Source organism: Bacteroides sp. An269 (assembly GCF_002159755.1).
GTDB classification, from domain to species: domain Bacteria; phylum Bacteroidota; class Bacteroidia; order Bacteroidales; family Bacteroidaceae; genus Phocaeicola; species Phocaeicola intestinalis.
In genome coordinates this window covers 1-20,412 of the sequence record NZ_NFJG01000080.1, presented here as the reverse complement: position 1 = coordinate 20,412, position 20,412 = coordinate 1, and the positions used below count along the sequence as shown (strand labels likewise).

The 20,412-nt window shown below is 47.6% G+C and carries 15 protein-coding genes and 1 tRNA gene; 15 read left to right on the top strand and 1 reads right to left on the bottom strand.

What is annotated here, in order from left to right; all coding sequences use genetic code 11:
- Positions 1-117: 117 nt before the first annotated feature.
- The 11 genes from B5F71_RS13635 to B5F71_RS13585 all read left to right on the top strand — a co-directional run bounded on the left by B5F71_RS13635 (position 118) and on the right by B5F71_RS13585 (position 10,805).
- Complete coding sequence (locus B5F71_RS13635; protein ID WP_241148609.1) at positions 118-711, top strand: hypothetical protein; 594 nt, start codon at positions 118-120, stop codon at positions 709-711.
- Positions 712-892: 181 nt separating this feature from the next.
- Positions 893-2,689 (top strand): tetratricopeptide repeat protein, encoded by a 1,797-nt coding sequence (locus B5F71_RS13630; RefSeq protein ID WP_087211266.1) that lies wholly within the window; start codon positions 893-895, stop codon positions 2,687-2,689.
- A 154-nt stretch (positions 2,690-2,843) separates the two neighbouring features.
- Positions 2,844-3,221, top strand: a complete 378-nt coding sequence (locus B5F71_RS13625; RefSeq protein WP_087211264.1) for a DUF3244 domain-containing protein — start codon at positions 2,844-2,846, stop codon at positions 3,219-3,221.
- Positions 3,222-3,404: 183 nt separating this feature from the next.
- A complete protein-coding gene (locus B5F71_RS13620; protein ID WP_087211260.1) occupies positions 3,405-4,106 on the top strand; it encodes an outer membrane beta-barrel protein in 702 nt (233 codons plus the stop codon).
- A gap of 304 nt (positions 4,107-4,410) precedes the next feature.
- Positions 4,411-4,482, top strand: a tRNA-Cys gene (locus tag B5F71_RS13615).
- An 88-nt stretch (positions 4,483-4,570) separates the two neighbouring features.
- Positions 4,571-5,830, top strand: a complete 1,260-nt coding sequence (locus B5F71_RS13610) for a glycoside hydrolase family 88 protein (protein WP_087211257.1) — start codon at positions 4,571-4,573, stop codon at positions 5,828-5,830.
- Between the two features lie 379 nt (positions 5,831-6,209).
- Positions 6,210-8,015 carry a LysM peptidoglycan-binding domain-containing protein gene (locus tag B5F71_RS13605; RefSeq protein WP_087211255.1) on the top strand — a complete coding sequence of 602 codons (1,806 nt, stop codon included), beginning with the start codon at positions 6,210-6,212 and terminating at the stop codon, positions 8,013-8,015.
- A gap of 281 nt (positions 8,016-8,296) precedes the next feature.
- A complete protein-coding gene (locus B5F71_RS13600; protein ID WP_162609947.1) occupies positions 8,297-8,989 on the top strand; it encodes a porin family protein in 693 nt (230 codons plus the stop codon).
- A gap of 129 nt (positions 8,990-9,118) precedes the next feature.
- Positions 9,119-9,874 carry an exodeoxyribonuclease III gene (locus tag B5F71_RS13595; protein ID WP_013618606.1) on the top strand — a complete coding sequence of 252 codons (756 nt, stop codon included), beginning with the start codon at positions 9,119-9,121 and terminating at the stop codon, positions 9,872-9,874.
- Positions 9,871-10,236 (top strand): diacylglycerol kinase family protein, encoded by a 366-nt coding sequence (locus B5F71_RS13590; RefSeq protein WP_087211248.1) that lies wholly within the window; start codon positions 9,871-9,873, stop codon positions 10,234-10,236. Before B5F71_RS13595 ends, B5F71_RS13590 begins: the two co-directional genes overlap by 4 nt.
- Positions 10,237-10,244: 8 nt before the next feature.
- Complete coding sequence (locus B5F71_RS13585) at positions 10,245-10,805, top strand: phosphatase PAP2 family protein (protein WP_087211245.1); 561 nt, start codon at positions 10,245-10,247, stop codon at positions 10,803-10,805.
- A gap of 288 nt (positions 10,806-11,093) precedes the next feature.
- Here the strand turns inward: B5F71_RS13585 and B5F71_RS13580 are convergent, their stop codons facing one another.
- On the bottom strand, positions 11,094-11,558 hold the full coding sequence (locus B5F71_RS13580; protein ID WP_013618596.1) for a MaoC family dehydratase: 465 nt from the start codon (positions 11,556-11,558) through the stop codon (positions 11,094-11,096).
- Between the two features lie 303 nt (positions 11,559-11,861).
- Between B5F71_RS13580 and B5F71_RS13575 the strand changes: the two genes are divergently transcribed.
- From B5F71_RS13575 to B5F71_RS13560, 4 genes are all read left to right on the top strand, one after another.
- Positions 11,862-14,363, top strand: a complete 2,502-nt coding sequence (locus B5F71_RS13575) for a heavy metal translocating P-type ATPase (RefSeq protein ID WP_087211242.1) — start codon at positions 11,862-11,864, stop codon at positions 14,361-14,363.
- 105 nt (positions 14,364-14,468) lie between these two features.
- The gene (locus B5F71_RS13570) at positions 14,469-15,275 is read left to right on the top strand and encodes a hypothetical protein (RefSeq protein WP_143269908.1); all 807 of its coding nucleotides are present in this window, start codon (positions 14,469-14,471) and stop codon (positions 15,273-15,275) included.
- A 2-nt stretch (positions 15,276-15,277) separates the two neighbouring features.
- Complete coding sequence (locus B5F71_RS13565) at positions 15,278-19,531, top strand: AAA domain-containing protein (RefSeq protein WP_087211236.1); 4,254 nt, start codon at positions 15,278-15,280, stop codon at positions 19,529-19,531.
- A 13-nt stretch (positions 19,532-19,544) separates the two neighbouring features.
- Positions 19,545-20,291: an SDR family NAD(P)-dependent oxidoreductase gene (locus tag B5F71_RS13560; RefSeq protein ID WP_022039509.1), complete on the top strand. Its 747-nt coding sequence runs from the start codon at positions 19,545-19,547 to the stop codon at positions 20,289-20,291.
- Positions 20,292-20,412: the final 121 nt, after the last annotated feature.

Here is a 20,412-nt window from a genome sequence, read left to right as displayed (position 1 = left end):
TGACGAAGAACAGGAGCGAAAAGGACCAAAAAATCGCCCAAAGCACACACGAAAACGGATACATCAAGCCAAGAAAAACTTTTTGGAGAAATTCAAAACAGCTTCTTATTCTTTTTATTGTTAGTAATCTTTTCCACCTCCGCCTTCGCGCAGAAGGTGGAACACGGAGTGTTAGTCGGCGGAGGTATCGGATTCCCCATGCAGGACAGCAAGCAACTTATTCCGCCTACCAACGAATTACGCTACGACCATAACCTGAAAGGAAACGGGATGATAGGGTACCGCTTACGCTTCCTGCCCCAGCGGAAACACTTCTTCGACCTCGACCTCACCATCGGATTCCAAGGTATGAGCACACAAAAGTACGTGCCGTTCCTTTCTAAGCAAGACGGTACTTACACCGGCAATGAAGGAGATGAGTTCAGCGAGTTCGTCATGCCCATTTCCATAGCTGCCAGCTGGAACTACCGCATCACCGGGAAGTTCTTCTTCGGGCTGGGTGTGGCTCCTACCCTCTATGTACGCCCGCAAGCCGTATTCGACCTGCCCGTACTGGCAAAGATAGGCTACCGCATAGGAAAGCATTGCGAGCTTGCCCTCTCCTACCAATACGGATGCCTCGACGTGCTGAAGCATTTCAACAAAGGAGCGGCAAACGGACGCAAAGGGCATCTGTCCGACCTCATGCTCTCCGTGTACGTTCCTTTCTGAGCAAACAGAAACAAATAGATGCGAACAACAGACATAAATTGAAAAGTAATCTGCGAAATCTGCGTCAATCTGCGCTTCAACTAACGAACGCAGAGGCGCAGAAGCAGATACTTTTTTTTAACTGAAACGACATACATATTTCAACGGATTTTGCTTAATTTTGTCATGAAACCCAAAAAGCATGAAAACAAAAGGCATAGCGTACACCATATTTTACTTTATCGGCTTGTTCTTGCTTTTCGGATGCAAGAAACAAGACGTTTCCCCTTTGCCTGAACTTATACAGGCAGAAGCACTAATGTTTAATAATCCGGACAGTGCCCTGCATATCTTGAAAACGATGCCTATTCCTTCCGCACGAAATAAAAAACAACATGCCTTGTGGTGCCTGCTGACAACGCAAGCCCAATTCAAATTGTGCCTGCCTTTCCAGTCCGATTCCCTCATCCGCATTGCTTATGACTATTACCGACATACTGATAACGCTCGAAGGAAAGCCATGTCGGCACTTTATATGGGCAATGTCAACTATGAACTGAAGCATATTACGAAAGCCATGAATTACTTTTTAGAGGCTAAAGCAAATATAGAAAAGATCAACAACTATAAGTTAGGCTATCTGGTCATGTCCTCCTTAGGCAACCTGTATGTGTACCGCAACCTGACCGACTATGCCTTGGAAGCCTTTCAAGAAGCCTACGATTATGCCGTGAAAGACTCCTGCAAACGGTATGAAATGACAACTTTACAAGATTTTGGAAGAACATATAGCGTAAGAGGAGAGTATGAACGTGCTATCCAGTCTTATAACCAAGCCATTCAGATACGAGACAGCATCCATGAAACTTTCAACTCCTTAGAAAGCGAATTGGCTGATGTCTATTTTGCTTTGGGAAATTACGAGAAAGCACTGGATTTAGAAAAACGAGCAATAAAAAACAATATTGCTCCAGATTATTATGGAATAGGGGAAACTTTCCTTTGTCTGGAAGAATACGATTCGGCTTATTATTATTTAAAGAAAGCCTTACATACTTCCAATGTATATACACTTGCAGGAGTGTATGAAGCTTTATTGTCTCTGAGCCAGCAGCCTACTTATCGGCAATATATGACAGACTTTTGCGATTCCTTATTATTCTATCAAGATTCCATTTATGCGTTAGACAAAAGTGAAACCATCATAGCCTATAAAGAGAAATACGAACACCAAAAACTTGCTCACCGCAATCAGCAATTAGAGTTTCAAACTGCACGATGGTTTTTGTTGAGCATTATTGCTGTGCTTTGTTTGATTGGGGTCATCACCTACTTCTACATATACCGAAAGACAATGCTATACCGAAAGAAAGAAGATTTAAACCGCCTAACAGCACAACTAAACAAAAACCAACGGCTTATGGCACGAAATAATATCTACATTGCAGAATTGGAAAAACGAATTGCTGAAAATAAGGAAGTTGCAGAGCAATTGGAAGAGCAACGCGAAACCCTTGCTTTTCTGCGCGAAGAGAACCAAACTTTACAACAAAAGAATGCACACCTGCAAACTGAAATCACCTCCTATAAATCCACTAATGGAGCAACCACTATTACCGAAGCATTCAATCAACTCCAGCTAGAGAAAGACCAATTGTCTGCTCTTCTGATTGAAACACATCCCTATCTCACAGCTTTGCATCAGCACCCTATTTGTTTAAGCAATGCGGACAGAAACCAAATATGCCAACTTGCCGATACCATCTACACCGGCTTCAGGCAACGTCTGCTTACATCTATACCTTCATTAAGCGAATACGAAGTGTTGCTTTGCTGCCTGATAAAGCTGCATTTCTCCGTTAGCGAGATTGCTACACTCTTGGCCATTTCACCCGCATCCGTCTCCACATCCAAATCTCGACTGAAAAAGAAAATCTACACTCAACTCAAACTTTCTGACGAAAAAAGGAGCTTCGATACTTGGATTTGGGAGTATTGAAAAGCAATGTACAGATTAAACGCATAGGAATGTTTATAATCAACTGATTTTCAACAACCAAGAAAATCATTATGTCTATATGAAATCAAGGTAAGTTTCTTGTTGGTTTTACTTGTTATGTCTAATTTTGCAGCAAATCAAAAACGAGAAAACTATGAGAAAAACAAAACTATTGATCGCGGGGTTGTTGATTTGTTGTATACTTCCTGCCTATGGATATCATAGAAAAGACAATAAATCTACAAGACTAAATGGGAGATGGCATACGCATAGCATAAAACGCAGCCTTTCTAAAATACCTATATCCGGAGAAGTGACAAACGGTCTCCTCATCTTGACTAACAGTCAGCCGGATAGAACGGTGTATCTTGAAATTCGAAATTCACAAGGCGTTTCTATTCTTACGAAAGAAATTCTTCAAGAGAACTCTGCCTATATGGTCATACCGTTAGATGCATTGCAAGACGGAGAAGAATACACCTTGATTATTACTAGTTCTATTAAATCAGACCAACTAATCACAATTTTCTAATGAAATAAAGGCAAGCCCCTTCCCTTTCCCCGCTAAAAGAAACCGGAAGTGCCTGCCCCAACCACCTAAAAAGAAAGGAGGTGAGTGCGAAGATAGAAATAAAAGGAACCAAAAACAAACAACAACACACTTTAATAGTGAAGAAATACATAACAATCCATTCAAAACAACCATTACATCATTATGAACGTAAAATTATCCATTATACTCATACTGTCCCTTCTAAATATCCTGCCAATAGCAGCCCAACAAGTAAATTTTGGCGTAGAAGCCGGAGCAAACCTGTCACACTATCTGGCAAGTCAAAAGCATACGGCAGAACAAACAGGAGGAATGAAAGCCGGGTTCCAAGTAGGGGCAACCGTCGACTATGAGTTCAAAAAACATTGGACACTTTCAACCGGACTGACACTTTTACAGAACCGGAGCACCATGAAATTCTCGCCTTACATGGTGACACATTTCCCTAAGACAGACACTAAAATAAACAACCTGATCCTGCCCCTCAAGATAGGTTATAACTTCCACATTGCCGAGCGTTTCTGCCTGATGCCGTCTATCGGTTTTTATGCAGCATACGGCTTCAGCGCAGGAAGTTCCTCGCTGGAAATTGTACAGCCCGATGGAGAAGGTGCACGCACGGAAACACACCAATGGAATCCGATGAAAGGATATTCGTACCCCATCGAAGGAAGCCCGAACAATGCACATGCTCTTCTCACTCCTTTCCGCCACTGGGAATATGGAGGAACTGCCGGACTGAAAGCAATCATAGCCGAACATTACACCGTCAGTTTCAATTACATGGTAGGCATCAAACAGGTGCACGACCTGTTAGGATTGCGGAACTCTAATTTCCAACTGAATATCGGATACCGGTTTTAAACGGCATACCTTTTTGATGCGATAATGCCCAAGCGCAATCTGCACGCTCTCCACAGAAGAAACAGATTGCGCTGGCTTCGTATTTCAAAAAGACAACGATTCAAACATGCCTTTTGATGAACACAAGTGAGTTCGCCGTTTAACGATGCACATGAGTACAATAAAGAGCATTTCTTGAAAAGACAGATGGAAAACTGATGGAAAACATGAAGAAAAATGAAAAATTTCGGTGGAAAGTATTGCAGATTCAAAAAATAGTCATACCTTTGCAACGCATTTGAGAAACACAAGTGTAACAACCAATGGTTCCTTGGATGAGTGGCTTAGTCAGCGGTCTGCAAAACCGTGCACGGCGGTTCGAATCCGCCAGGAACCTCAAAACATGAAGGTCGGCTGAATGTTCAGCCGGCCTTTTTTCGTTAACCGTAAAAGAAATAAAACCTAACCCTAAAAAACTATCGAACATGAAAACATTCGTATGCGCCGTATGCCTGCTTCTTGCCGCCTGCTGCACCCTTTCCACTCATGCGCAAACACGCTATTCGCAACGCATGGCGGAATCGCAAGGCAAACAATGGACACATGGCAAATCGTGGGACTACGTGAACGGGCTGGTAGCCAAATCGCTCCTGAACCTTTGCGAGCAATATCGGTATGCCGACTGGACTGCCAACTATTACCAATGGGCTAAAGAATATGCTGATAACGCCATCAATCCCGACGGCACCTTCAAGAACTTCAAGAAAGGGAACATCGACAACATCAATTCGGGCAAGGTGCTCTTCGCCCTTTACCGCCACGAAAAAGCCTTGGACGAGCAGAACGGCACGCACAATGCCGACCGCTACAAAAAGGCTGCCGACTGGCTTCGGAATTACCTGGTGAACGACTATTCTCGTATCCAGACAGGCGATGCCAAAGGATGTTTCTTCCATAAAGATATCTATCCGGGACAGATGTGGCTGGACGGTCTCTATATGGGAGCCGCCTTCTATGCCGAATGGCAAGCCAACTTCGACCCCAACAATACAAAGGCATGGACCGACATTGCGCACCAGTTCAAGACCATCGCCCACCATACCTACGATGCCGGCAAGCAATTGTATTATCACGCATGGTCTGCCAATCCCGAAGACGCCAACTCGTTCTGGGCAAACAAAGCCGAACCTCACAAAGGCTGCTCCAAGGAATTCTGGGGACGGGGCATGGGCTGGTATTTCGCTGCACTGGTCGACGTACTGGAAGTGATGCCCCAGTCGCACCCCGACTGCAATGAGCTGAAGACCATCGTAAATACCGTAGCCAAGGGACTGGCACGCTGGCAAGACCGGGAGAGCGGCGTATGGTACCAATTGCTGCAATACGACGATTCGTTCGTAAGCCGATGCGGTATCGCCAATTACCTGGAGTCCTCGGCTTCGAGCATGTTTACCTACGCTTATCTGAAAGGCATCCGCCTCGGCATCCTGCCCGAAAGCTATAAGGACGTAGCCGAAAAGGCATACCAAGGATTGCTGAAAACCTTTGTCACCACCAACGAAGACGGCACCATTAACCTGAACCAAAGTTGCCGTTCGGCAGGATTGGGTCCGGCAAAAGATCCCTCGCGCGACGGTACACCCGACTATTACCTGTGCGGTAAAGACGTAACCATCGTAAACAATGAAGGCAAAGCCATCGGCCCTTTCATCATGGCTTGCCTGGAATACGAATTAGTGAAATAAGTTTATCATTTTTCACCACAGAGGACACAGAGCCTTTTAAATTTTTATGAATTCCGCAAAATGCCCATAGTATAAAGAGGAACTTAAAAGAAGTTATACCTTCGGCAGGAGTTAAAAGCCAATAGTCTTGCTATGGCTTCCATGAACTAATGTATTGGCTTCTAACTCCTTTTAACTCCCTGAAATAAATCCTTTTAACTCTTTGTTGGGAAAATACGGATATTCAATTATATTTTCCTGTGTGGTACCCTATATCCTGTGGTGAACTTTTTATTTCCCAAAAAATCTTACACGGAGAGCAAATTCTTGGGAATATCCATTAGCCTACCGATAAAAATGCGTATTTTTGCCCGTTCAAACAATTCAAGAGACAAAAAAGATGAAATTCATTCATATTCTTTGCGTAGCGGCTGCGTTGTGGATAGGTAATCCCGTACTGAACGCACAGACCGCGGGCGATGCGGGATTTTTCCTGCATACCGTGGCACAGGGGCAAAGCTTATATTCTATTTCACGGATGTACAATGTGCCGGTAAGTGATATCGTGCGTCTGAATCCCGGAAGCGACCAGAAAATCCGCACGGGCGAAACGTTGAAAATCCCGCAAGCATCTGCTGCCAAGCAGGGGCCGCAGTATCATACCATTCAGCGGGGGGAAACCCTGTATCAGCTGACTGTGAAATATGGGGTGACTGCGCAAGCCATTTGTGCTGCAAATCCTGGTCTGAGTGCCAGCAATTTCCGTGTGGGGCAGGTTATCGTGGTTCCGGCTCCTGATGGAAAGACAGAGGCACAACCTTCTTCTACTCTTGCAAAACAGGGTTCGGAACAGGCGAAAGACGAATGGAAGACAATGCACAAGGTGCAACGCCGTGAAACCATATTCAGCATCTGCCGCCAGTATGGCATCAGTGAAGAAGAATTGCTGGCGGCGAACCCTGAGCTGAAGAAAGGTAAGCTGAAACGGGGAACCTTCCTTTTTATCCCTTATCCAGAGGCGGAACGCCAGGCTATGGCAGAGGTGATAGAGGCGGCAAAACAGGCTGCTGCCGAGCCTACCAACGAGGAACTGTTCAGGCAAAATGCTGCTGAAAAGAAACCCATTCATACTATTAAAGTGGCGCTGGTGCTCCCTTTTTCGAAAGAGAACGGTGCACAGCGCGAGCCACAGACACGTATTGTGGAGTTTTACGAAGGTTTTCTGATGGCGGCAGACAGCCTGAAACGTCAGGGAGTGTCGATGGATATCTATGCCTACGATACCAAGGAGACTAAGGCAGGTGCCGAAAAAATTCTGGCAGACAGCCGGATGAAAGAGATGGATTTGATTGTGGGGCCGGTAAATGCCGCTTCGATTGCTCCCTTGACGGATTTTGCCCGGCAGAACAATATCCGGTTGGTGGTGCCGTTTGCTCCTAAGGTAGACCAGGTGTTCAACAATCCTTTGCTTTACCAGGTGAATACGCCACAATCGTATCTGTACTCGGAGGTATACGAACATTTTCTCCGTAAGTTCGGGCGGAGTAATGTGGTGTTCCTTGATGATGGTACGCCCGACCCTGAAAAAGCCGATTTCATTAAGGGAATGAAGGCGGAACTGAAGGATAACGGTGTGCGTTTTACCCAGATACGCCTGGAGGGGGAAATTGACCCTGCCCGGGTTATCAGTGCGATGGACACGCTGCAACAGAACATTTTCGTACCGCTTTCGGCACGCAGTACAGCGTTGACAAAACTGGTTCCTCATCTTACGCTGGTGCGCAAGGAACATCCGCATTTCGACATGCACCTCTTCGGTTATCCTGAATGGCAGACCTACACGCAGGATTTCCTTGCCAACTTTTACGAACTGGACACGTATTTTTATTCGTCGTTTTATACCAACAACCTGTTTCCAGCCGCCGTGGACTTCACACATGCCTACCGGCACTGGTATAGCAAGGATATGGCGAATATCTATCCCAAATACGGCATGCTGGGGTTTGACATCGGTTATTATTTCCTGAAAGGGCTTTCGCAGTATGGCAACAAATTGGAAGACAATCTGGACCGTATGAAGGTGGTACCGATACAGACCGGATTCAAGTTTGAGCGGGTCAATAACTGGGGCGGATTCATCAACCGCAAGATATTCTTCGTACATTTCTCGCAAAATTACGAACTGGTCAAACTTGATTTTGAATAAGTAAGTATGCAAAATGAAATGATATTATCAGAAACACAGATTTTCGCGGATTAACGCAGATTACTTTAATTTACGATTTGACAATTTACTATTTGAGCATTAAATCGTACTTCGTAAATCGAAAAATAGTAAATCAAAAGAATTCGCGAAAATCTGCGTTAATCTGCGTTTCTGAGCTGACACATTATATAAACTATTTGAATATCCGCAAACATCCCATGTAGGGGCAATTGGGTGGAATGCGGATATTAAAATAAACTAATTCTCAACATCTACTTATGATGAAAAGACTTTACATACTTATCATTACCGGACTATGCCTGCTGGGGGCATCTCCCGCCCAGGCGCAACTGCAAGACCAGCGGAGCAACCTCTCCATAGGCGTAAACGGCGGCGTCAATTTCAGCTCTATCAGTATCACGCCCAGTTTCAAGCAAGGCAAACAGGTAGGGCCGGCATTTGGACTGACCGTGCGTTATATCGGCGAAAAATATTTCAAGATGATATGCGGTATACAGGGAGAAGTGAATTTCTCGCAACGCGGATGGAAGGAAGTGATAGAAGATGGGACAGGCGATACATATCACCGCTCGATGAGCTACATCGAAATCCCCCTGCTCGCCCACCTGGCTTTCGGTAAGGACAAGGGGAACGGCGTGCGTTTCGTGCTCAACCTGGGACCGCAAGTGGGATACCTGATAGGGGAAAAAGAAACGATGAGCGACCCTTGGGACCCTTCGGGACGTGCTCCCAACGAGCAATACGGCAAGATGGCAGACCGGAAGTTCGATTATGGCATTGTAGGCGGGGGCGGCATGGAGGTACGTACGGGTATCGGTCATTTTGTGCTGGAAGCCCGTTATTACTTCGGCTTGTCGGATTTTTACAACAATTCAAAGAAGGACCCGTTTTCGCGCTCGGCACATTCGTACATCGGTGCCCGGCTGACTTATCTGTTTGACTTAAAGAAATAAGGGAATCAGGTATTAGGGGCTAGTTGACTAGGTACTAGGTAACTAGATTTTAGATACCATTAGTAAAACTATTCAGAACCTGGTCAACTAGTACCTGATACCTGGTCAACTAGTAAAAAACAAAAATATATGAAACTCATCTCTTGGAACGTAAACGGACTGCGGGCGTGCTGCGACAAAGGCTTCCGCGACGCATTCACCCGGCTAAATGCCGATTTCTTCTGTCTGCAGGAGACCAAAATGCAGGCAGGGCAGCTCGACCTGGCTTTCGACGGCTATACCTCGTATTGGAACTATGCCGAGAAGAAAGGCTATTCGGGCACCGCCATCTTTACCCGCCACCAGCCCCTGAACGTAAGCTACGGCATGGGCATCGACGAGCACGACCGTGAAGGACGCGTCATCACCTTGGAAATGGAGAACTTCTATTTAGTAACGGTCTATACCCCCAACTCGCAGGACGGACTGAAGCGCCTGGACTACCGGATGACGTGGGAGGATGCCTTCCGCCGGTACCTCTTGGAACTTGACGCAAAGAAGCCCGTGCTGGTATGCGGCGACCTGAACGTGGCGCACAAGGAGATAGACCTGAAGAATCCGAAGACCAACCGCATGAACGCAGGCTTCACCGACCAGGAACGCGAGAAGTTCCAGACCCTGCTGGACGCGGGATTCATCGATACGTTCCGCTATTTCTATCCCGAACAGGAAGGCATTTACTCGTGGTGGTCGTACCGCTTCCGGGCACGCGAGAAGAACGCGGGGTGGCGCATCGATTACTTCCTCGCCTCGGCACGGCTCGCCGGCAAGCTGGAGAGCGCAGCCATCCATACCGAAATATTCGGTTCCGACCATTGTCCGGTAGAGGTGTGCGTAAGGATATGAAAAACGACGGCTTTACCTTCCGCAAGCGGATGAAGAGTTTCCGCTATGCATTCCGCGGGATATACCTGCTCGTCCGCTACGAACACAATGCGTGGATACATTGCTTCATCACGGCATGTGTGCTGGCAGCAGGCTTCCTTGCCAGATTATCCCGTATGGAATGGATTGCCATCGTCGTGTGCATCGGCATGGTATTTGCCGCCGAAGCCGTCAATTCTTCGATAGAAGCGCTTGCCGACCGCGTGTCGGAGGAATACGACGAGGCCATCAAGCGCACCAAAGACCTTGCCGCCGGAGCGGTATTGATTCTTGCCATGGCTTCGGCAACAATCGGGCTTTTGATATTTATCCCCAAACTATAAACCGACAAATGAAAAAGAACCTTTTGACACTGCTCGCCTTGCTCATGCTGGCGTTGCCCGTGTCCGCCCAAGAACTGGAAGTGACAGGCTCGCGCAAGGCGGTGCGCACATCGGGCGATGTGGGAGCGGTATTGCTTCCCGTGGCAGGACTAACCGCCGTATTGATTCAAAAAGACTGGGAAGGGTTGAAACAAGGGGCATTCTCCGCCCTTGCCACGGCAGGCGCCACGTATGCCCTGAAGTACAGCATCAGGAAAGACCGCCCCGACCACAGCGACCGCCATTCGTTCCCCTCGATGCATACCGCCACATCGTTTGCCGCGGCGGCATTCATCCAAAGGCGGTACGGCTGGAAATGGGGGCTTCCGGCATACGTGCTGTCCACCTACGTGGGCTGGAGCCGGATATACGGCAAAAAGCATGACGGATGGGACGTACTTGCCGGAGCAGCCATCGGCACCGGATGCTCGTACATCTTCACCCGCCCGTTTGCCCAAAAGCATCAGCTGACAATCAATCCCGTAGCCGGCGACGGATGTGTCGGAATTTATACTTCGATGAGGTTTTAAGGAAGGAGTTAAGGAGTTAGAAGGAGTTAGAAGGAGTTAGAAGCCAATAGTTTTTTGAATATCCGCATTTCACCCAATTGCTTTGTAGGGGCGTATCGCATACGCCCGAATACGTCAACTAATCCACGTGGATGTCTTCAGGGCGTATGCCATACGCCCCTACATGGGATGTTTGCGGATATTCAATTAGTTTTGTTGGTGGAAGCACTCGTGAAGGTATTGGCTTAACTTCTTCTAACTCCTCTAACTCCTTCTAACTCCTCTAACTCCTTCTAACTCCTTAAATATTCAACAGAAATAATACAAGAACGTGGCGATGCCTTCCAAGGCTTTCTTCTTCTGTCCCTCGATTTCGATGAAGAACTTAATTTCGGCCTTTGCCGTGCCGCGCAAGTTGACCAGCGAATGGAGTTCAGCCGTCATGCGGATGCGTTGCCCCGACAATACAGCCTGGCCGAAACGCATCTTGTCCATCCCATAGTTTACCATCATCTTCAGGTTGTTCACTTCGATAATCTGATTCCAGAAATACGGAAGCAGGGAAAGGGTCAGATAACCGTGTACAATGGTGCTCTTGAAAGGGCTTTCCGTTTTCGCACGTTCCACGTCCACATGAATCCATTGATGATCCAGCGTAGCGTCGGCAAACTGGTTGATACGCTCTTGCGTCACTTCCAGCCAATCGGACACGCCGATTTGCTGGCCTAACAATCTCTCAAATTCTTCGTACGAATTAATTACTACTTTGCTCATACACCTTATGTTTAAAAACTTGTTATGAAGAACAAAGGTAAATAAAAAAACAGATAAGATTGCATGAGTTTAGAAGTATTTTGCCGATAAATGTCGGATTTTGTGGGCTTTTTGTCTGTTTGTAGCAAATAGTTGCTTGTGCTGGATTTTATTGCGGAGTCAAGTTGTACATGACTCCGAATTTCCAGTCAAGAATTTTTCGCAAACCAATTTTGTCTTACTATAAAATATATCCATAATAATATAAAGGTATATCCGAAAGGCTTGTTAACTTTGCAACCAAACTATAAAATGCGAATTGATATGAGTCAATCTACAATCCATAAACAGACGTTTCCCGTATTGGGTATGAGTTGCGCTGCTTGTGCCGCACGGGTGGACAAGACCCTGAACCGCCAGCCTGGCGTATGTGAAGCAAGTGTGAATTATGCAGCGGCTACGGCCACCATAACTTATGATGAAACGCAATGTTCGCCCGGACAGTTGAAGAAAGCTGTGCAAGATGCGGGTTATGACCTGGTGACTGATACGGAAAAGAATAGTGTTGAAGTGGCTGAAAATGCTCATACCGAGCGTTACAAGCATTTGCGCTTCCGTACCTTGTGTGCCATAGCCCTGGCTTTGCCTGTTGCTGTTATCGGCATGTTCTTCATGGATATGCCCTATGCCAACTGGATTATGTGGATTCTTTCCACACCCGTGATTTTCTGGATGGGGAGTGAGTTCTACATCAATGCCTGGAAGCAATTGAAACATCGTTCTGCCAATATGGACACGCTGGTGGCAAACAGCACCGGCATCGCTTACCTGTTCAGCCTGTTCAATCTGTTCTTTCCTGATTTCTGGTTAGAGCGTGGCGTGATGCCTCACGTCTATTTTGAGGCGTCAAGCGTGATTATTGCCTTTATCTTGCTGGGACGTATGCTGGAGGAACGTGCCAAGGGACAGACGTCCAACTCTATTAAGAAGCTGATGGGCTTGCAACCCCGTACCGTGACCCTCGTCCATGCCGACGGGACGATGCAGGTGGTTGGTATTGATGAGGTGAAGGCAGGGGATATGCTGGTGGTAAAACCGGGCGAACGTATCGCTGTAGACGGAAAGGTGACCGAAGGAAACTCGTATGTTGACGAGAGTATGCTAAGCGGCGAACCCGTGCCGGTGTGGAAAAAAGAAGCCGACAATGTCTATGCCGGAACCATCAATCAAAAGGGAAGTTTCCGTTTCCGTGCTGAAAAGGTGGGAGCCGATACGATGCTGGCACACATCATCCGTGCCGTGCAAGAGGCGCAGGGAAGCAAGGCACCGGTACAGAAGCTGGTTGATAAGATAGCTGGTATTTTTGTTCCTGCCATTATGGGGATAGCCCTGCTTACGTTTATTCTGTGGCTGGTATTGGGCGGGACAAATGGTTTTACCCACGGTTTGCTGTCTGCCGTAACGGTGCTGATTATCGCTTGTCCTTGTGCATTGGGGCTTGCCACTCCTACCGCCATTATGGTGGGTATAGGCAAGGGGGCTGAACAAGGCATTCTCATCAAAGATGCCGAGAGCCTGGAGGTAGCGAAAAAGATAGACACGATTGTGCTGGACAAGACCGGTACCATTACCGAAGGGAAACCCGTCGTAACCGATGCCGTATGGAATACGCAGGACAAATATCTGCAAGCCGTTTTCTATGCATTAGAAAGGTGTTCCGAGCATCCGTTGGCAAATGCGGTTGTACAGTATGCGGAAAGTCTTGCCGATGCCGGAGCACGCATTGTTATCGAGCATGCGGAAAGTGTGACAGGGCAGGGCATTAAAGGTACATCGGACGGCAAAGCTTATTATGTGGGTAATTCCCGCTTGCTGGCAGAACATCATATCCGTATTGCTGATGAATTACAGAAACAGGCGGATGTCTTTGCTTCCGAAGCCAAAACGGTTGTATGGTTTGCCGACGCCGAAGTAGCGTTGGGGGTATTTGCCATAGCCGACCGTATCAAGCCCACTTCGAAAGCTGCCGTCGAAAACCTGCAACGCCAAGGCATATCGGTGATGATGCTTACCGGTGACAATCGGGTGACGGCGCAAAGTATAGCCCGCCAGGTAGGTATCAATGATTTCCGTGCAGAGATGCTTCCGCAAGACAAGGCAGAGGTTATCAGGCATCTTCAGGCAGAAGGCAGGCACGTGGCGATGGTGGGCGATGGCATCAATGATAGTTCGGCACTGGCACATGCCGACCTCAGCATTGCGATGGGGCAAGGAAGCGATCTGGCGATGGATGTGGCAAAGATGACTTTGATTTCGTCCGACTTAGGTAAGATAAGCGATGCTATCCGGCTTTCGGTCTTCACCACCCGTACCATCCGCGAGAACCTGTTCTGGGCATTTATTTATAACCTGATAGGTGTGCCCATTGCTGCCGGTATCCTTTATCCGATAAATGGTTTTCTGCTCAATCCCATGCTGGCTGGGGCGGCAATGGCTATGAGTAGTGTTAGTGTAGTGACTAATAGCCTGCGCCTGCACCGCAAGCGCATCGGAAAACCGGTAGAGGCTGTATCTGTGGAGCCTGTTCCCGGGCAGGTCGTTTCGCATGCCTTAAGCCGTACCTATCGTGTAGAGGGAATGATGTGCAATCATTGCCGCACGTATGTGGAAAAGGCGTTGAATTCGATAGCAGGAGTAGAAGCACAGGTGACACTGGAACCTCCTGTCGCTACTCTTACTTATGCTGATGGCAAAGCATTGCCATTGGATGCTTTGCAACAGGTAATTACCGAAAAGGCTGGAGACTATACCATTAGCGAGGAATGAAAAAGGAGTTAACGCCTTTTAACTCCTTTATCCCCTGCAGAGGAGTATTTTGGAAAAATAAAAATCGTATCTTTGTCTCATTGTATAACATTAGGAAATGAAGATATGAAAAAGACTCTTGTAAGAAGTTTATTATACATCGTCCTGCTGGCTGGAATTGTTTCGTTTGCTTCGTGTAAGGACGATGATTATGGAGCTATTTTTTTGTCGCTTTCATCAGAGGCAGACTTGGATTTTACCAACAGTGTCCTGACGCTCAGCCCGTACAGCGCAGGGGCTACGTTTCATATTTCGGGTGGTGACGGGATGTATGTCATTACCAATCCCGATACCACTGTTATCGACTATCGGTATGATGGGAATGTATTGACCGTGATACCTGTAGGACTGGGCAGTGCCGAACTGAACATTACCGACCGGGCATGGAACCGGTATACCCTGCAGGTTACCGTGGCTTATCCCGAAACAACCTATACGATAAGCCGCATTGAAGGCGTGGTGCAAGGTGCAGAGCTTACACAAAGCCAGACACTTGCCATTCAACGTGATATTGAGAGCGCCCCGTTGGTGCAGGCAGGTGGAAAATATGTGTTCACCTATACCGATAAGGAGGCTGCGTCGGGTATTGTCACCATCTATCCTTCGGCTTCGACCAGTAATATGTTGCATGGTATCTTTACGCAGACAGAGGATACGGATCAGACTCGGATACATATCGTACTGACCAACGGAAGTACTTATGAATTTATATTGGGTATGACTTCTGTACTATTACCCGGATATGATGACAGCCGGACGGAGACGAGTCCGGCGCGAGTCTTGATGCAGGATGTTACCGAGACCTACCGTTCACTGTATCCGGCATTGGAGAAAGCATATTGTGTGCAGCATATTCCTGGTGAAGCCCTCTGAACATGGCAGAACGCATCGAACTTCAGGCGTTTGATTTGTACCGGCGAATCGAACAGATACATCATAGACCTCCAGTTGCTCCCGAAAATATAAAGCCTAAATACGCCGCCCTTTACAAGGTGTTGGAGGAGGCTTGTTACGAGTTGACGCAAGGCATTACCCTTTCGTTTTCCAACTTGTTTTCCAGGCTGGACTATGTATGCAAGGAAAAGGGGATGACACCATCCGACCGTTATGCCGTCCAGACCATGCGCCGGAATGCTAAGGAAGCGATGCACAAGGGCTTCTCTCCCGATAAAGAAACCTATCTTTCCGATTTGCGTGCACTTTGCCGTTTTGTGTCGGTGGCGTTCGGTGAAGATATTCCGGTATCACTGATAGCAGACCTTCCTCATCAGAACCGTCCGTATCACGTCTCTTCTTTGAAGCATGTACCGTATGTGCGTGCGGTGGTCTCCAGCTGGACCGATGAACGTATTTATGCAGCTACCGATAACGGAGAAGACCCGTTTATCATCATCAATTACAGGGAAGGCGGATATAACGGTGATATGGCTTATTTGTCCGGGCTTCTGACTGAAAACATGCAGCTCAATCTGCTGGATGTACGTATCGACGAACATCACGAGTATGTTCCGAAACTGATTGTGGTACACCCTGATTACCTGATAGATATCAGTTCACTTGCCGTTTGCTTCCGTGAGTACGGGCATCATCCGCTCAATTATTTCATCAACAAAATCAGGCCGAAAGCCAATACATACCATATCCTGTTGGGAAACCTTGCCGGACAGTTTCTCGATGATTACATCAACGAGCAGGAGGATATTCCTGTCACTTATGCCCAAACGGTGAAGAAATTCTTCGCTACATCGGCATTGGAGTTCTGTACGTGTGAGATTCCCAATGATTTTCACTCCTTGGCACAGACACAGATGATGAACATACGTTCGTTTGTTCACGACCTTTTGCCGCATAACCTGGAAGCGTTCGAGCGGCGGGAGGCTTGGCTGGAAGCATCTTTCATTTGCGAAAGTCTCGGCCTTCAAGGGCGTGCCGACCTGTTGCAAAAGGACCTGAAGGTGCTTATCGAACAGAAATCGGGCAAACGGGATGAGTACAATCATCGTCATAAAGAAGACCATTATGTGCAGATGATGCTTTATCAGGGGGTACTGATGTACGGTTTCGGCAGGAGTGCCGATGATACGCAAACTCTTCTGTTGTATTCGAAATACCAGGACGGGCTGATGCTGGAACACTTTTCGGAAAGCTTGTTTCGCGAATGTATCCGTTTGCGCAATCAGATTGTGGCAAACGAAATGATATTGGCAAACGGGGGTATCGCTGCAATCATAGACCAACTGGATGTGGAGGTACTGAATGAGAAGAAAGACCACGGCAAGCTTTGGACCCGTTATCAGGAACCTGAATTGAGCAGTCTGATTCACCTCCTCAAGCAGGGAGACCCGTTGGAACAGGCTTATTTCCGCCGTTTTTTCACTTTTGTATCCAAGGAGCAATTGTTGGGAAAGACGGGAGGGAATACCGGTTCATCGCAAGGGTTTGCCGGTTTGTGGCATACGCCCCTTGCCGGAAAAATAGAGGCGGGTAACATCCTGTTGGGCTTGAAGATTCTTTCCCGCCGTCAGAGTGCACCAGGTAAAGGATACGATCGGATAGAATTGAGCGTTCCTCGGCAGGGAGATGATTTCCTTCCTAATTTCCGTACGGGGGATATAGTCGTGCTGTATGCTTATCGTGGTCAACCTGATGTGCGCCGGCATATCCTGATGAAAGGTAATCTGGTAGAGATTTATCCCGACAGGATACTTGTCCAGTTACGTAACGGACAACAGAATCCCGACATCATCGGAACGGATACAGATACTTTTGCCATTGAGCACGATTTCTCGGATGCTTCTGCCGGCAATGCCATCCGTGGACTGTATGCTTTCCTTTCCGCTTCTACCGACCGAAAGGACTTATTGCTGGGCAGGCGTGTGCCCGGACGGGATACTTCACGTACATTGAACGGTTCGTACGGAAGGTTTGATGAACTGGTCTTGAAAGCAAAGCAATGCGATGATTATTTCCTGCTGGTTGGTCCACCGGGAACGGGCAAGACTTCGTGTGCCCTGCGCTATATGGTGGAAGAAGCATTGACCGACCCGGCGTGTTCTTTGTTGCTTTTGTCTTATACCAATCGTGCTGTAGATGAAATCTGCAATATGCTGACCAGTTCGGGCATTGCCGGACGGCATCCCTTTATCCGCATCGGGAACGAACTGGCCTGCGATAAGCGGTTTGTGCCTTATCTGTTGAATAATAGTCTTGCCGATTGTCCTAAACTGGCAGATATCCGTGGGAAGATACTCCGCACCCGTATTTTCGTGGGAACTACTACCGCCATTAACGGACGTCCTTACCTCTTCCAGTTAAAACGTTTCACCCTTGCTATCATCGATGAGGCTTCGCAGATATTGGAGCCCGACCTTATAGGCATTCTTTCTGCGCGTCACAAAGACGGGAATGCCATTGGCAAGTTTGTCCTGATAGGCGATTACAAGCAATTACCTGCCATTGCTTTGCAAAGCGAGGAAGAAGCCCGGGTGACTGACCCGTTGCTGCTGGAAATCGGATTGAATGATTGCCGTAATTCTTTGTTCGAGCGCTTGTATCGTGGGTGCAAACCAGAGTTTTGCAGTATTTTGCACAAGCAAGGACGGATGCATCCTTTAATTGCAGAGTTTCCTGACCATGCGTTTTATTCCCGCGAACAATTGGAACCGGTACCGCTTCCGCATCAGCAAGAAGCGTTGCCTTACGTCCTTCGTGAACCCGAAGACAACCTTGACAGGCTGATGTTGTACCGGCGTATGGTGTTCATTGCATCCGATACGCCGGCAGATACGGCTCATTCCGAAAAGAGTAATCTTTACGAAGCACGCATTGTCGCTACTTTGCTTTGTCGCATCTACCGGTTTATGGGAACGGCTTTTGATGCTGGCAAGACTGTAGGGGTTATTGTGCCTTATCGCAATCAGATAGCCATGATACGGCGGGAAGTGGCACACCTGGATATTCCTGAGCTGGAGAAAGTAACCATCGATACGGTAGAGCGTTATCAGGGAAGCCAGCGTGATGTCATTATCTATTCGTTTACCGTACGCGATTTCAATCAGCTAAACTTCTTGACTGCCAATACGTTTCGTGAAGGCGATGCGATAATCGACCGTAAGCTGAATGTGGCAATCACCCGTGCCCGTAAGCAACTTTTCCTGACCGGAAACCCACGAATATTGGGAGCCAGCCTTACGTTTTACAAGCTGATGGAGTATATCCGTATGCATAACGGTTATATCCACGTGCCACTCGACCGGTTTTGCCAAGGTGATTTCGAATTGCCTGACCTCAAATCGGGATGGGACTTGTGTTCTGATAATTATCCCTTGTCGCAGCCTTTTGGGCAAACATTCGATGCAGTAGTCGCAGATTTGTTTCCCAAGATACCTGTCAATGTCAACGATGATACACAGGTACGTGAACAGATAGCTTACGGACGTTGCGATTTTCAGTTTGCCGGGTATCCTGACCGGCTGGTACAACTGTATACCTATTATTATATGCGGCGCAGTTATTGTGCGGCCCGCGCTTTCTACGAACTGGTAGGAGGATGGCTTTTCCCTGCTGTCCGCAACGTGTCGGCAAGGGTGGTTTTTTGCGACCTTGCCTACGAGGGTGGAGCTTCGGGACTGGCATTTGCCGATGTGTGCAAACGTTTGCCGCACATCGACCTTGCCTATCTGGGGGTGTGTCCGGTAGAAGAAATGCTTGATATTGCGCGTCTGATGTTTCGTTCGGATGCTTACCGTCAGGTACAGACAAATTTCTATACTCAGGCAGAGAAAGTGCCTCCGGCTTTCTGGAAAATGCATGCAAAAGTATCGGAACTGATAGTTTTCAATGTGTCGAACCTGTTCGACCGCATTACGCCCGGAAAGGCACGCGGCTGGGCCGAATACCTGAACCGGTTGATTGCGGATTACCCGCTCAACCATTATGCCGTGTTTTATCGGGATGATACGGGTGAACGTGCCAACCGTCATTCTTACGATGTGTTCTGTGCACACCTTTCTCCGGCATTTGCCATGCTTAATGAACGTATGCCCCTGAATGGAGACTTTTATTATAACCGGCATGCCGGAAGTGTTCCTGCATCAGAATCTTTTATCTATGAAGTACGAACTACTTAACTTCTTGACTTTTATGAATCTACAGAATCAGAAACGTGCAGTCATTGTAGGAGCTACCTCCGGCATCGGATATGAAACCGCCTGTCTTTTGCTGAAAGAAGGCTGGATACTGGGCATAGCCGGACGTCGTGAAGGGCTGTTGAAGGCATTTCAGCGTAAGGCTCCTGCGCGCATTTATTACCGTGTAATAGACATCCGGAAAGAAAATGCCCCTATCGAACTGGAGGCGTTGATAACTGATTTAGGTGGTATGGACTTGTATCTGCATTGTTCCGGTATCGGACATCAGAATTACAACCTCGATGCCGATATCGAGACTGATACGGTACAGACCAATGTAGTAGGGTTCACCCGTATGGTAGATGCGGCATTCCGTTATTTCGGAAACCGGGGCGAAGGGCACATTGCTGTAATCAGCTCCATTGCCGGCACCAAGGGACTGGGCATCGCTCCTGCTTATTCGGCGACCAAAAGATATCAGAATACCTACATCGACGCCCTTGAACAGCTTGCCTGCATGCATGGCTGGACAGGTATATGTTTTACCGATATCCGTCCAGGGTTTGTCCAGACAGATTTGCTGAACGACGGAAAACATTATCCGTTCCTGATGCGTCCCGGTAAGGTGGCACGTTGCATTGTCCGTGCTATTCACCGCAAGCAGCGTATGGTAGTCATCGACTGGCGTTACCGTCTGCTGGTAGGAGCCTGGCGTTTGCTTCCCCGCTGGTTATGGAAACGTCTGCCGGTTAAGAATTGAGAAACGGTTTTGAGAAGCTGTTTTGAATTTATCGTGCGATGATTTGGGATGAGTTTTTGAGGCATTTTCGCTTCTGTGATGAGGAAGATAGCGGGCTATCTGACGAAGAACAGGGGCGAAA